The following is a 14,602-nucleotide window of genomic DNA, read 5'->3' on the forward strand; positions in this document are numbered from 1 at the left end:
GCATGCCGCCCGCCGCGCGCCGGCTGCTTGGGCCGGGCGCCCGGGCGTGTCCGGGAGGCCCCGAGCGGGCCGCGGACAGGGTACAACGGGTCAGTTGACAGGGGCGCCCTCTTCGTACCAGCGCTTGATGAGATTGCGCTCGTCCGGCGTGATCCGGGTGGCGTTATTCAGCGGCATCAGCTTGAGCACGACGGCCTGCTGGTACATCTGCTGGGCGTGGCGCTTGATCGACTCGGCCGAGTCGAACGAGATGCCCTTGCTGGCCATGACGGCCGAGTGGCACATCGAGCAGCGCTGGGCGACGACGCCCTTCACTTGCTGGAAGCTGACGTTCTGCGCGGTGGCGCCGCCGGCAGCCGCGTTCACCGGCGCGGCCGAGGCGATGGCCGACGCGTCGATCTCGGGTTTCGGGACCAGGTAGACGACGAGGCCCAGCAGCGCGGCCACGCCGAAGCCGGCGTATTCCCACGGGACGCGCTTGCCGTGCACCAGCGCCTTGTGGCGGGCGACGAAGCTCTGGCGGATCAGGGCGCCCGTCAGCATCATGAGGACCAGCACGACCCAGTTGTTGTCGCTCGCGTACAGCCAGCCGTAGTGGTTGGACAGCATCGCGAACAACACCGGCAAGGTGAAATACGTGTTGTGGACGCTGCGCTGCTTGGCGCGCCAGCCGTAGATCGGGTCGACCGGCTGGCCGGCCTTGAGCTGGGCGACGACCTTGCGCTGGCCCGGGATGATCCAGAAGAACACGTTGGCGCTCATCGACGTGGCCAGCATGGCGCCGACCAGCAGGAAGGCGGCGCGGCCGGCGTACAGCTGGCACGCGAGCCAGGCGGCGAACACGACGGACACGAACACGAAGCCACCGACGATGGCGTCGCCGTTCTTCCTGCGGCCGAACGTGCGGCAGATAGTGTCGTACACGAGCCAGAACGCGACGAGGAAGCCCAGCGCGGTGGCGACGGCGGCGCCCGGCGTCCAGTCGTGCACCTGCTTGTCGACCATGAAGGTGCCGGCATTGAACAGGTAGAGCACGGTGAACAGGCCGAAGCCGGACAGCCACGTGGCGTAGCTCTCCCAATAGAACCAGTGCAGGCCCTCGGGCATGGATTTCGGCGCCACGAGATATTTTTGCGGGTGGTAGAAGCCGCCGCCGTGCACGGCCCACAGCTCGCCGTCGACGCCCTTCTCCACCAGGTCGGGCGCGGTCGGCCTGGTCAGCGAGTTGTCGAGGAAGACGAAGTAGAACGATGCGCCGATCCAGGCGATCGCGGTGATGACGTGGGTCCAGCGCAATAGCAGATTCACCCAGTCGAGCAGATAGGATTCCATGAGAGCCTCTAAAACAAAGGAAGCATGGCGCAGGCGACGCACCAGGCTGTCCCATCACCACAGCGGGCTCTGTGAGGGGCAAATCATCGCAACCACCGGGCCAGGGCCGAAGCCCGATGCCGGTGCGCTCCGCGGCGACACGACAACTGTATACGATCTTTTCGAAAAAAGGTATGACTTTATGAGAAAAACAACGGTGCGCGCTTACGAGCCGCGGTAGGTCGAATACGACCACGGGCTGACGAGCAGCGGCACGTGGTAGTGGCCGGCCGCGTCGGCGATGCCGAATTCCAGCGGCACCACGTCGAGGAACGCCGGTTCCGGCAGGCTGACGCCCTTCTCGCGGAAGTACGCGGCCACGGCGAACGTCAGGCGGTAGCGGCCGGCGGCCATCGCCTCCGCGTTGAGCAGCGGACCGCCGTCGTTGCGGCCGTCGCTATTAAGGGTCAGCGTCTTGATCGTGCGCGCGGCGCCGCCGGCGTCGATCGCTTCCAGAGTCACGCGCATGCCGGCGGCCGGGCAGCCGTTCATGGTGTCGAGCACGTGGGTGCTGAGGTGTCCCATCTGTTTTCCTTTCTTGGAGTTGAGAAAAATTGCATACACTTTGTGTTTTCTTTTTTTGGAAAAGTGTATACACTTCAAACACGATGTCAATCACTTATTGTTCTTATCCACACTGAGGCCACCATGAGCCGAGCCCGCCAACCCCTGAAGATCGTCCCCCTGACCCGCGAAGCCGATGATACGCCCGCGGCCGCGCCATCCGGCAGCGCCACGCAGCGCATCGTCGACGCCATCACCACCGCGATCGCCGAACGGCGCCTGATGCCGGGCACCAAGCTGTCGGAGCAGAAGATCGGCGACATCTTCGAGGTGTCGCGCACCGTCGTGCGCCAGGCGTTCAACCAGTTGTCGCGCGACCGCCTCGTCGTGCTGGAGCCGGCGCGCGGCGCCTTCGTCGCCACGCCCACGGCCGAGGAAGCGAACGACGTGTTCGAGGTGCGCGCGATCCTGGAGACGGCCGTGACGAAACAGCTGTGCGCGACGATCACCGACGCCCAGATCCGGCAGCTGCGCGAGCACCTGGAGCTGGAACGCGCGGCCGTCAACAACGCCGAGGTGCCGGGCCGCACGCGACTGCTGGGCGACTTCCACCTCGTGCTGGCGCAGATGCTCGGCAACCAGGTGCTCGTGCAGATGCTGTCGGAACTGTTGACGCGCTCCTCGCTGATCGCGCTGATGCGCCAGTCGTCGCAGTCGGCGGAAGAATCGCTGGACGAGCACGTGGCCATCGTCGACGCGTTCGAGAAGCGCGACGTCAAGGCGGCCGTGCGGCTCGTCTCGAAACACCTGGCCAACGTCCAGCACAACCTGCACCTCGATCCGCAGCGCGTCGACCTGGCCGACATCCTTCACCCGTGAACCCGAACGAGCAACCATGACCACACCCTATCCACGCGACCTCGCCGGCTACGGCCGCGAGCAACCGTACGCCGACTGGCCGGGCCGGGCCCGCGTCGCCGTGCAATTCGTCCTGAACTACGAAGAAGGCGGCGAGAACAGCGTGCTGCACGGCGACGCCGGCAGCGAGCAATTCCTGTCCGAGATGTTCAACCCGGCGTCCTTCCCCGCCCGCCACCTGTCAATGGAGAGCATCTACGAATACGGCTCGCGCGTGGGCGTCTGGCGCATCCTGCGCGAATTCGAGAAGCGCGGCCTGCCGCTGACGATCTTCGGCGTCGGCATGGCCCTCGAGCGCAGCCCCGACGTGACGGCCGCGTTCAAGGAACTGGGGCACGAGATCGCCTGCCACGGCTGGCGCTGGATCAGCTACCAGAACGTCGACGAAGCGACGGAACGCGCCGACATGGCGCGCGGCATGGACGCCATCGAACGCCTGACGGGCGAACGGGCGCTGGGCTGGTACACGGGCCGCGACAGCCCCAACACGCGCCGCCTCGTCGCCGACTACGGCGGCTTCGAATACGACAGCGACTACTACGGCGACGACCTGCCGTTCTGGCTCAAGGTGCGCAAGACGGACGGCACGCAGGCGCCGCAACTGGTCGTGCCCTACACGCTGGACGCGAACGACATGCGCTTCGCCCTGCCCCAGGGCTTCTCGCACGGCGACCCGTTCCTCGCCTACCTGCGCGACGCATTCGACGTCCACTACCAGGAAGGCGGCGAGCGCCCGTCGGTCATGAGCATCGGCATGCACTGCCGCCTGCTGGGACGCCCGGGGCGCTTCCGTGCGCTGCAGCGCTTCCTCGACTACATCGAACAGCACGACCGCGTGTGGGTCACGCGCCGCATCGATATCGCGCGCCACTGGAAGAGCGCGCATCCCTACAACCCCGACACCGCATTCGCGTGGGAGTAAGACGACAAATGCTGACCTTGGAGACACTCAACGGCGCCGACGAGGCGCAGTTCACTGCGCTGCTCGACGGCGTGTACGAACACTCGCCGTGGATCGCAAGCCGCGCCTGGGCCAAGCGCCCGTTCGCGACCCTGGCGCAACTCAAGCGCGGCCTCGTGGAAGCCGTGCGCGACTCTTCGCGCGACGAACGACTGGGCCTGATCCGCGCCCACCCGGAACTGGCGGGCAAGGCGATGGTGGCGAAGTCGCTGACGGCGGAATCGACGAATGAACAGAACAAGGCCGGCCTGACGAATTGCACGCCGGCGGAATTCGCGACGATCCAGCGGCTGAACGCGGACTACAACGCCAAGTTCGGCTTCCCGTTCATCCTCGCCGTGCGCGGCCCGCGCGGCCTGGGCCTTCCAAAGGCCGAGATCATCGCCACGTTCGCGAGACGCCTCGCGAACGGGCCGGACTTCGAATTCGCCGAGGCCCTGCGCAACATCCACCGCATCGCCGAGATCCGCCTGGACGACAAGTTCGGCCAGGAGCCCGTCCTCGGCAACCTCGTGTGGGACTGGCACGAACAGCTCGCCGTCCACAGCGAACCGGGTTACGCCGAACGCGGCGAGTTGTGCGTGACGTACCTGACTGACGCGCACCGCGCCACGGCCTTTCAACTGGCGCAGTGGATGCGCGCGGACTGCGGCTTCGACGAGGTCACCATCGACGCCGTCGGCAACGTCGTCGGCGTCTATCACGGCGCCGAGCCGGCCGCGCGGCGCCTGTTGACCGGATCGCACTACGACACCGTGCGCAACGGCGGCAAGTACGACGGCCGCCTGGGCATCCTCGTGCCGATGGCATGCGTGCGCGAACTGCACCGCCAGGGCAAGCGCCTGGCCTACGGCATCGAAGTGGTCGGCTTCGCGGAAGAGGAAGGCCAGCGTTATAAAGCCGTGTTCCTCGGCTCGGGCGCGCTGTGCGGCGCGTTCGATCCGGCCTGGCTCGCCCAGACGGACGCGGACGGCATCACGATGCGCGACGCCATCCAGCACGCCGGCCTGGACGTCGCCGACATCGCGGCGTTGAAACGCGATCCGGCCAGGTATCTCGGCTTCGTCGAGACGCACATCGAACAAGGTCCGGTCCTGAACGACCTCGACCTGCCGCTGGGCGTGGTGTCGTCGATCAACGGCAGCGTGCGATTCGTGGGCGAGATCGTCGGCGTCGCCAGCCACGCCGGCACGACGCCCATGACGATGCGCCGCGACGCGGCGGCGGCCGCCGCCGAACTGGTGCTGTTCGCGGAAAAGCGGGGCGGCGCGGTGGCCGACCTCGTCGCCACCGTCGGCATGCTGGAAGTGCCCAACGGTTCCATCAACGTCGTGCCGGGCCGCTGCCGCTTCTCACTGGACGTGCGCGCGACGACGAACGCCGTGCGCGACGCCGCGGCCGCCGACATCCAGGCCGAACTGGCCGCGATCTGCGCGCGCCGCGGCCTACAGTACACGCTCGAAGAAACGATGCGCGCCGCCGCCGCGCCCTGCGCCGACGCCTGGCGCCAGCGCTGGGAACGGGCCGTCGAGTCGCTGGGTCTCCCGGTGTTCCGCATGCCCAGCGGCGCCGGCCACGACGCCATGAAACTCCACGACATCCTGCCGCAGGCCATGCTGTTCCTGCGCGGGCTGAACGCGGGCATCAGCCACAACCCGCTCGAATCCATCACCAACGACGACGCCGACCTGTGCGTCCAGGCCTTCCAGGCCCTTCTCGACCAACTTGCCACGGACCTCTGACATGACCACGACGAACGACAACACCGCGACCACGCCCTACGACGCGCTGGACGCCTGGATCGACGCCCACTTCGACGAGGAGGTGCGCTTCCTGCAGGAGCTCGTGCGCGTACCGACCGACACCCCGCCCGGCAACAACGCGCCGCACGCCGAACGCACGGCCGACCTGCTGCGCGCCTTCGGCTTCGACGCTGAACAACACGCGGTGCCGGCGCCGACCGTGCACGCCGCCGGCCTGGAGACGATCACGAACCTGATCGTGCGCCGCAAATACGGTCCGGGCCGCACCGTCGCGATGAACGCGCACGGCGACGTGGTGCCGCCGGGCGACGGCTGGACGCACGATCCGTACGGCGGCGAAGTCGAGGGCGGCCAGTTGTTCGGCCGCGCCTCCGCCGTCAGCAAATGCGATTTCGCCACCTTCACGTTCGCCACGCGCGCGCTGGAAGCGCTGGGCGCCCCGCTCAAGGGCGGCATCGAACTGTATTTCACGTACGACGAGGAATTCGGCGGCGAACTGGGTCCGGGCTGGCTGCTGCAGCAAGGCCTCGTCAAGCCGGACCTCCTGATCGCGGCGGGCTTCAGCTACCAGGTCGTCACGGCGCACAACGGCTGCCTGCAGATGGAAGTGACGGTCAACGGCAAGATGGGCCACGCCGCCGTGCCGGAGACCGGCGTCGACGCGCTGCAGGCCGCGACCCGCATCCTCGTCGCGCTGTACGACCAGAACACGCAGTACAAACAGGTGAAGAGCCAGGTCAAGGGCATCAACCACCCGTACCTCAACGTGGGCCTGATCGAGGGCGGCACCAACACGAACGTCGTGCCGGGCAAGGTCGTGCTGAAGCTCGACCGCCGCATGATCCCGGAAGAGAATCCGGCCGAAGTGGAAGCGACGATCCGCAAGGTGATCCAGGACGCCGTGGCCGACTGCCCGGGCATCACCGTCGAGATCAAGCGCCTGCTGCTGGCCAACGCGCTGCAGCCGCTGCCCGGCAACAAGCCCCTCGTCGACGCCCTGTCGCGCCACGCCACCAACGTCTTTGGCGAGGAGATCGGCGCCGCCGGCACGCCGCTGTACACGGACGCGCGCCTGTTCGGCGAAGCGGGCGTGCCGGCCGTGCTGTACGGCTGCGGCCCGCGCACCGTCGGCGAAAGCAATGCCAAGCGCGCCGACGAGCACATCGATCTGGACGACCTGCGCCGCGCCACCAAGGTCGTCGCGCGCACGCTGTTCGACCTGCTCGACTGAGCGGTCGCGGGGTGGGCGCGGCGCCGTCCACCCCACGGTTCAGCTGGATGCCACTACGCCGAAGGTCCGCAGATAGGTGGCGGGAATCGCGACCGGAACCATCGCCCCCATCAGCACGGCCACGATCAGCGCCGCGACGACGATGCCGGCCCCGGACATCCACGCGACGAGGGCCTGCCCCCGCCGCAGCGCGCAACCGACGTGGACGAACAGCGCGGCGACGGCGAGAAAATAATAGGGCGCGAAGAACAGCACGAACGGCCACACGTGCAGCCCTGCCGCCGCGAAATAGAAATTCGTATCGAGCCCGCCGATGGCGCGGCCCGCCAGCATGGCCGTCACATGGATGACCAGGAACAGTGCCAGATACGCGCCCGATCCCGCCTGCAGCCAGGCGAGCGCGCCCCGCCGCCGGTGCCGCCCCGTCCACACCATGCGCAGGCCGCTCAGCGCCTGCAGCACGACGCCGAGCAGCAGCACGGTTTCCACGACCGGCTGCCGGTACACACGCCGCGCCCGCTCCATGAACTGCACATGCGCCTCGACGCCGCCCAACGCCGCCAGGTGGTTCGCGATGTGCACCGCCAGGAACACGGCCAGCACACCGGCCGCGGCCCGGTGCAGCCTGCGCGGCGCATTCATCGCGTGCGCGCCGTCAGCCGCAACGCCAGCGGCGTGGCCGGCCGCAGGGTGATGTTGAAGACGGGCCGTGGCGGCGCCATCCCCGCCGGCACCTCGACGGTGTACCGCTGCAGGAACATCGCGGCGAGCAGCGTCATTTCGGCCAACGCCAGATGCTGCCCCAGGCACACGCGCGGTCCGGTCCCGAACGGCATGAAGGCGCCGCGCGGGATCGGCGGCGCGCCGTGCGCGAACCGCTCCGGCCGGAACGCCTGCGGTTCCGGGAACCAGCGCGCGTCGTGGTGCATCAGGTGCACGGGAATCGCGAAGATCGTGCGGGCCGGCAGCTGCCAGCCGCCCAGTGTGATCGGGCGCAGCGCGCGCCGCGAGAGCAGCGCCGGCACGGCCGGGTACAGGCGCAGCGTCTCCTGCAGGGTGCGTCCCAGGTAGTCCAGCGCCGGCAGGTCCGCCGCCGTGGGCGCCCTGCCCTGCAGCACGGCGTCGACCTCGGCGCGCGCGGCCGCTTGCGCATCCGGGTGCGCCGCCATGCACCACGACCACCACGTGAGCGTCGCGGCCGTCGTCTCGTGGCCGGCCAGGAACGCCGTCATGCACTCGTCGCGCACGGCCTCGAGCGGCCACGCCGCCGGATCCTCCCGGTGCAGCACCAGGAGGCGCGTGAGCAGGTCCTGGGGCCAGTCCGACGGCGCCATCCGCATGCGGGCCTGCATCTGGCCGTCGATCAGGCGGTTCAGCGTGGCGAGCGCCCGGCGCTTCCTGCGTTTCCACGGCATCCAGTCCGGCCAGCTGGCGGGCCAATACAGTTCGGCGTTCCCCGCGACGGTCACGTCGTGCACGGCCTGCTCGGCCGCGCGCGCGTCGGCCGCGATCCCGCTGGAGAACGTCATCCGCATGATCACGTCCATGCCCAGCGACGTGAACGCGCTCTCGATCGGCCACGCCGCATCAGTCGTCGGCCACTGCGCGAACGCGGCATCGGCGGCGGCGGCCATCGCGGGCACGAAGGCCTGGACGGCCTTGGGCGTGAACGCGGGCTGCAGCGCCTGGCGCTTCGTGCGCCACGCGGCGCCCTCGGAGGTCAATGTGCTGTGCCCGTGCAGTTGCGCGAACACGGCGATGCCGCGTTCCCAGCGGATCAGGGCGTCGTGATGGTCGACGAGCAGCTCGCGCACCAGTTGCGGATCGGAGACGATGACCTGGTGCTCGGGCCAGATGGGCAGGTGCACCAGGTCGCCGTAGTCGCGCTGCCAGCCGGACCAGGCGCCGAGCAGGTCGCTCGACATCTGGAGCAGGAAGCGCCAGCCCGTCAGGCCGGCCGGCGGTCCGGGCGGCCATGTGCCGGGTGGATGAGAAACCGCCGCGGTGCTCGCCGCGCCGGCGTGGAAGGGGCAGGATGGGGGCGTGGTCGTTTTCATGGCATCCATTCTAGATCCGCGGTGCGGCGCGGTATTGAACGGAAACGACATGGACAGACATGGTTGCATGGTTGCATGGTTGCTATACTTGCGCGATGATGCCGATCCAGTCCCTCTCCTGCCCCGATCCCCTTGCGCGCGCGCCGCGCATCGCCGCGCCGTCCGGACGAACCACCGACTGGCTGCGCCTGGCGCCGCCTTCGCTGCAGGGTGCGCTCGTCGCGCTGGCCGGGCGCGACACGCGCGCCCTGGATCTCGACGCGGCCCAGCGCCTGTCGCACTTCCCATCGTCGCCGCTGGTCACCCTGTCATGGTTTCGCGACGCCGACGTCGGCTGCATCGGCCACGGCCCCCATGGGCCGGAATGGCAATCGTTCGGCGCCCAGTGCGTCGTCTCCGGCACGCAGGCGCATCCCTGCACGAGCTGGGCGCCGACGACGGGACACGGCTGCATGGCGTTCTTCCGTGCCGACGCCGCGCAGGCCTTGTTCGGGCTCGATCTCGGACGGATCCAGGACCGCTTCGTGCCCGCGGCCGACGTCATGGACGCCACGTGGGCGCCGCTCTGGAACGCGCTGCGCGCGAGCGCGGACGCCGACTTGATGGGCGTGCTGGAGCATCACCTCGCGCGCCGCTGGCAGGCGCTGCGCGGCCGCGATTCGGACCAGCCCTCGCTGCGCCAGCTCGGCCGGTACTGGGTCGACCGGCTCGCATGGCAGGCGCACGAATGGCGGCGCGAACACAGTCCGCGCCACGTCGAGCGCCGCATCAAATCGTTCAGCGGCCGCTCGCTGCGCGAGTGGCAGGCCATCGTACGCACCGAAGGCCTGTTCTTCGCCGCGCGCGACCGCCACGAGGCGGGCCAGCCGGTCGACTGGGCCGCCATGGCGCTGGACGAAGGCTTTGCCGACCAGGCCCACATGACGCGGGCCGTGCGCCGCATCACGGGCTTCGCGCCGGCCGAATTCGCGCGCCGCTTCGTCGAGGACGAGTCGTTCTGGATGTACCGCCTGTGGGTGTGAAGCTTTACTCGAACGTGCCGCGCAGTCCGAAGCGGACCGTGCGCGGCGCGCCGGGCGCGAAAAAGGTGGAGTGCACGAGACGATCGTCCGGCACCCGTCCCATGAACGCGCCGGCTGCCGTGAAGCCCGTCACGCCCAATTGCGCCGCCGTCGCGTAACGGCGGCCGAACAGATTGTCCACCCGGGCGAACAGGCGCAGGCGCGGCGTCGGCCGGAACGTCGTGCCGAGGTCGAACACGGCGTGGCCCGCGGTCCTGCCGCTGCCCAGGAACCCCATGCCGTCCGGGCGGTGCAGGCCGTTCTCGTTGCCGCGCGCCGTCGCGTCGGACACCGCGAGCATCCCCAACTCCGCCGACCACGCCGGCGACATCCGCCAGCCGGCATGCGCCTTGAACACGTGGCGCGGCATCGAAGGCAGCCGGTCGCCGGGCCGGATCGCGATGCGGCCGTCGGCGTCGGCGCTGCTGTTGCCGGCGGCGCCTATCGTCTCGCCGCTTTCGTACGTCGCGCGCAGGAACGTGTAGTGCGCCGACAGCGTCCACGTCCCGGCGCGGCCGTCGGCGCCCAGCTCCACGCCCTGGCGCCGCGTCCTGCCGAAGTTGCGGAAATAGCCGAAGCCCGCCGTACTGTCCGCGACGAACAGGATGTCGTCGACGTTCGTCGCGCGGAACACGCCGGCGTTCCAGTGGACGCCGTGCAGCAGGCCGCGCACGCCCGCCTCCCATGTGCGCGTGACGACTTGCCTCAGCGGCGGATCGCCCGCCATCGCATTCGGCAGCTTGCACGGATGCGCCGGATCGGCGCAACCCAGTTCCACGGCCGTCGGCGTGCGGCTGCCCTCGTTGTAGCCCGCATAGGCATTGACGCTGCGCGACGGCGACCACGTGACGCCGGCCGCCGGGTTGAAGCGGCCGTAGCGATCGTCGCCATCGAGCGAACCGCCGCCCCCGCCCGGCGTGATGTGGTCGCGGTTGTGCACCGTCGTCGCGTTGTAGCGTCCGGACAGCGTCATGTGCAGGCCATCGCGCACGCCGAACGTGTCCGTCGCATACACGCTCCACGTGCGCGTGCGGCCCGTGAGGTCGACCGCCAGCGTGTCGTCGAACACGTCGACCGGGACGACGCCGCGGTCCGGCGTGAGGTCGCCGAATTGCGCGCCCTGGCGGAAGTCCACGCGGCTCGCGTCGATGGCCGCGCCGGCCGTCAGCTCGTTCGCATGGCCCGCGAGCCGGCCGGAAAACGCCGCCTGCGCGCCCGCCCCGGCGTTCGTCTGCAAGCTGGCCGTGCGGTTGAGCAGGCCGGGATGGGGTGCACCCGAAAGCGCGTCGTCGTTCAAGTCGCCGTTGACAGTGGACGCGCGGATGCGGCGCCAGTACGCGTTCGCCGCCAGCAGGACGTCGTCCGCGACGGCGTGGCTGCCGGTGAGATTCAGCATGACGGCACGATCGTGCGTGACGTCCGGCGTCGTGTAGACGCTCGCGTAATCGCGCGCCAGCAGGCGCTGCTCCTGCAGGCCGTTGCCCGTCAGGCGGCCGGACGACAGCGCGATGGTGGCTGCGGCGTCGGTCGCGCCATCGTGCCAGCCCGCCTTGCCGAACAACTGGCCGAGGCGCGTGGGCGAGTCGGCGCGCCAGCCGCCGTCGCGAAACGCCGTGCCCGTGACGTACCAGTGCAGGCCGCGTTCATCGTGTCCGCCGTGCTCGAATCCGGTCTCGAAGCGGCCATGGCTGCCCGCCCGCGCCGACACGACGGTGCCGGGGTCGTGCCGGCCATCCTTCGTGCGCACGGCCAGCGCGCCGCCCAGCGTGTTCAATCCGAACAACGGATTCGAGCCGGGCATCAAGGCCAGCGACGCGATGGCGGCGCGCGGGATCAGGTCCCAGCTGACGACGTCGCCGAACGGCTGGTTCATGCGCACGCCGTCCACGTAGACGGACAGACCTTGCGGCGTGCCGAGCAGCGGCGACGCGGTGAAGCCACGGTAGCTGACGTCCGGCTGGAACGGATTGCCCTGGATGTCGTTGACGACCACGCTGCCCAGGCGCCGGTTCAGCGCGTCCGGCAAGGTGGCGCCGTCCGGGCCGTTGACGGCCGCATCGTCCAGGGTCTGCACGTTGGCCGGAATCCGTTCGCGCGCGACGTCCAGGCCCGGCAGCGGCGTCGTGCCGACGACTTCGACGACGGCGATCGGCGGGTCGGCCGCGGCGCTGCCGTGCCAGGCCGCGGCAACGGCGAATACGGTCCGCCGCAAGTGCGTGCGATAGGCCATGGTGGATGGTGTCCCTGTCTCCGTGATTGTCGATGCCGGCGTGTCCCGCCGGTCTGAAGACCATCACTGCACGAACCATTCCAGCACGCGTCCGCACGCAAACCGGCAGGCAGCGGGCACCCGACTGCGCCAATCCGGATCACCGGGTGTTCCGTTCCGGTACAACTCAGTCCGGCGCGAAGATCCGGTTCAGGTCCGCGCCGGACAGCGCATCGTCCGCATACGCGAACGTGCCCTGCTCCAGGATCTCGCGCGCGCCGCGCACAAGCGCCCCGTACGCGGCGCGCGCGAGCGACGCGCCCACGCTCACGCGCGTGACGCCGAGCTGCGCCAGCTCGGCCACCGTGAACCGCATGCCGGCCATGCCCATCATGACGTTGACGGGCCGGTCGACCGCGCGCACGACGGCCGCGATGTCTTGCGGCGCGCGCAGGCCCGGCGCGAACAGCACGTCCGCACCCGCCTCCTGGTAGGCCTGCAGGCGGCGGATGGTGTCGTCGAGATCCGGACGGCCGACGAGGAAGTTTTCCGCGCGCGCGGTGAGCATGAACTTGACGTCCAGCGCACGCGCCGCCTCGGCCGCCGCACGGATGCGGTCGGCGGCCAGGCCGATGTCGAACAGCGGATCGTGCGGATCCCCGGTCGCGTCCTCGATGGACCCGCCCACGATGCCCGTCGCCGCCGCCTCGATGATCGTGCGGGCGGCATCGTCGGCGGACGCACCGAAGCCGGACTGCAGGTCGGCGCTCAAGGGCAGGTCCGTCGCCGCCGCCACTTCGGCCAGGTGCGGCAGCATGTCGCGCACCGCGATGGTCGGATCCGTTTTCGCTTTCGAGAATGCGAAGCCGGCACTGGAGCCCGCGAGCGCCGCAAAGCCCAGGTGCTGCAGCAGCTTCGCCGAACCGGCATCCCACGGGTTCGGGATGACGAAGCAGTTGCCGCGCCGGTGCAGTTCGACGAACGCTTGCGATTTTTCCGCTTGGGTCTTCATGGGCATCTCCTGTCGGTGGGGGACCACCACGTTACCATCCCTGGCCGTGCGAAGATGCGCACAAACTCACGGCGCCGGCTCTTCGCCCACGCGCACGACGTGCAGCAGGTTCGTCGTGCCCGGACGGCCGGACGGGAAGCCGGCCACCACCACGACGTCGTCGCCGGCATCGGCCAGGCCGCAGCGCTGCGCGGCCGCGACGCCGTCCGCCACCATGCGCTCGAACCCTTGCGCTTCCTCGAACGGCACCGGATGCACGCCCCACACGAGCGCCAGGCGGCGCGCGATGCTCGTGCGCGGCGTCAGCGCGACGATGGGCGCGGTCGGACGCTCGCGGCTCGCGCGCAGGCACGTCGCGCCGCTGGCCGTGTACGTGACCGTGGCGGCCGGGGCCAGCAGGTTCGTCACGCGGCGCAGCGCGCAGCAGATGGCGTCCGCATTGGTCTTGTCGGCCGGATGGTGGCTCGCGTCCAGGCCATCGCGCCAGCGCGGGTCCTGCTCCACTTCGCGGATCACGTTGTCCATCACGGTCACCGACTGCACCGGGTACTGGCCGGACGCGGATTCCGCCGACAGCATGACGGCATCGGCGCCTTCGTAGATCGCGGTGGCCACGTCGGACACCTCGGCGCGCGTGGGCACCGGCGCGGCCGTCATCGACTCCAGCATCTGCGTGGCGACGACGACCGGACGCCCGGCCGCGCGCGCGGCGTGCACGATCCGGCGCTGCAGCACGGGCACCTGCTGCGGCGCGAGTTCCACGCCGAGGTCGCCGCGCGCCACCATGATGCCGTCGGCAAGCGCGACGATGTCCTCCAGCGCATCGATGGCGGCCGGCTTTTCCAGCTTCGCCATGATCCAGGCGTTCTCGCCGATCAGGTGTCGCGCCTCGACGATGTCGCCGGGCCGCTGCACGAACGACAGCGCGACCCAGTCCACGCCCAGTTCGAGGCCGAACGCCAGGTCCGCGCGGTCCTTGGGCGTGAGCGGCGAAATCGGCAGCACGACGCCGGGCACGTTGACGCCCTTGCGGTCGGACAGGAGGCCGCCCGCCATGATGGTGGTCTCGGCGAAGTCGGGGCCGCAGGCGTCCACGCGCAGGCGCAGCTTGCCGTCGTCCAGCAGCAAGTCCGTGCCGGGCCGCAGCGCCGCGAAGATCTCCGGATGCGACATGCCGGCGCGCGTCGCGTCGCCGTCCTTCAGGTCGAGGTCGAGGCGGAAGCGGCCGCCCGCCTCCAGCTTCGCCCCGCCGCCGGCCATGCGGCCGACGCGCAGCTTGGGGCCCTGCAGGTCCATCAGGATGCCGATGGGGCGGCCGACGTCGCGCTCGACGCCGCGGATGGCGTCGTGGCGCGCGGCGTGGTCGGCGTGGCTGCCGTGGCTGAAGTTGAGGCGGAAGACATCGGCGCCGGCCAGCGCCAGCGCGTGGATCTGATCGGGGGTGGAACTGGAGGGGCCGAGGGTGGCCAGGATGCGGGCGCGGCGTTGGCGTGGCATGGTCGATCCTTTTAACTC

The 14,602-nt window shown here is 69.8% G+C and carries 12 protein-coding genes; 5 read left to right on the plus strand and 7 right to left on the minus strand.

All coding sequences use genetic code 11. From position 1 onward, the window contains the following. Positions 1–90 precede the first annotated feature (90 nt). Entirely contained in the window at positions 91–1,332 is a 1,242-nt protein-coding gene (locus ISF28_RS23390) for a urate hydroxylase PuuD (RefSeq protein WP_198119575.1), read from the minus strand. A 204-nt stretch (positions 1,333–1,536) separates the two neighbouring features. After that, positions 1,537–1,896 (minus strand): hydroxyisourate hydrolase, encoded by a 360-nt coding sequence (uraH, locus tag ISF28_RS23395; protein WP_198119576.1) that lies wholly within the window; start codon positions 1,894–1,896, stop codon positions 1,537–1,539. Between the two features lie 123 nt (positions 1,897–2,019). On the opposite strand from uraH, the gene ISF28_RS23400 reads away from it, so the two are divergent. From ISF28_RS23400 to ISF28_RS23415, 4 genes are read left to right on the plus strand one after another with little or no spacing between them, the layout of a single operon-like run. Beyond that, entirely contained in the window at positions 2,020–2,754 is a 735-nt protein-coding gene (locus ISF28_RS23400) for a GntR family transcriptional regulator (protein ID WP_198119577.1), read from the plus strand. Positions 2,755–2,770: 16 nt separating this feature from the next. Beyond that, positions 2,771–3,715 carry an allantoinase PuuE gene (gene puuE, locus ISF28_RS23405; protein WP_198119578.1) on the plus strand — a complete coding sequence of 315 codons (945 nt, stop codon included), beginning with the start codon at positions 2,771–2,773 and terminating at the stop codon, positions 3,713–3,715. An 8-nt stretch (positions 3,716–3,723) separates the two neighbouring features. After that, positions 3,724–5,496, plus strand: coding sequence for a 2-oxo-4-hydroxy-4-carboxy-5-ureidoimidazoline decarboxylase (gene uraD / locus ISF28_RS23410; protein WP_198119579.1), 1,773 nt, complete (start codon positions 3,724–3,726; stop codon positions 5,494–5,496). A gap of 1 nt (position 5,497) precedes the next feature. Beyond that, positions 5,498–6,748, plus strand: a complete 1,251-nt coding sequence (locus ISF28_RS23415) for a M20 family metallopeptidase (RefSeq protein ID WP_198119580.1) — start codon at positions 5,498–5,500, stop codon at positions 6,746–6,748. Positions 6,749–6,787: 39 nt separating this feature from the next. Here the strand turns inward: ISF28_RS23415 and ISF28_RS23420 are convergent, their stop codons facing one another. Further along, complete coding sequence (locus tag ISF28_RS23420) at positions 6,788–7,390, minus strand: hypothetical protein (RefSeq protein ID WP_198119581.1); 603 nt, start codon at positions 7,388–7,390, stop codon at positions 6,788–6,790. Then, a complete protein-coding gene (locus ISF28_RS23425; protein ID WP_198119582.1) occupies positions 7,387–8,805 on the minus strand; it encodes a cytochrome P450 in 1,419 nt (472 codons plus the stop codon). Before ISF28_RS23425 ends, ISF28_RS23420 begins: the two co-directional genes overlap by 4 nt. 98 nt (positions 8,806–8,903) lie before the next feature. Here ISF28_RS23425 and ISF28_RS23430 point away from each other — a divergent pair, with 98 nt between their 5' ends. Next, entirely contained in the window at positions 8,904–9,827 is a 924-nt protein-coding gene (locus ISF28_RS23430; protein WP_307727467.1) for an AraC family transcriptional regulator, read from the plus strand. Between the two features lie 4 nt (positions 9,828–9,831). On the opposite strand, the gene ISF28_RS23435 is transcribed toward ISF28_RS23430, so the two are convergent. The 3 genes from ISF28_RS23435 to pyk all read right to left on the minus strand — a co-directional run bounded on the left by ISF28_RS23435 (position 9,832) and on the right by pyk (position 14,584). Further along, positions 9,832–12,096 (minus strand): TonB-dependent receptor, encoded by a 2,265-nt coding sequence (locus ISF28_RS23435; protein WP_198119584.1) that lies wholly within the window; start codon positions 12,094–12,096, stop codon positions 9,832–9,834. Positions 12,097–12,262: 166 nt separating this feature from the next. After that, entirely contained in the window at positions 12,263–13,087 is an 825-nt protein-coding gene (locus tag ISF28_RS23440) for an isocitrate lyase/PEP mutase family protein (RefSeq protein WP_198119585.1), read from the minus strand. A 66-nt stretch (positions 13,088–13,153) separates the two neighbouring features. Next, positions 13,154–14,584, minus strand: a complete 1,431-nt coding sequence (gene pyk, locus ISF28_RS23445; protein ID WP_198119586.1) for a pyruvate kinase — start codon at positions 14,582–14,584, stop codon at positions 13,154–13,156. Between the last annotated feature and the right edge of the window lie 18 nt (positions 14,585–14,602).

Source organism: Massilia rhizosphaerae, from assembly GCF_016093545.1.
Lineage (GTDB): Bacteria > Pseudomonadota > Gammaproteobacteria > Burkholderiales > Burkholderiaceae_D > Telluria > Telluria rhizosphaerae.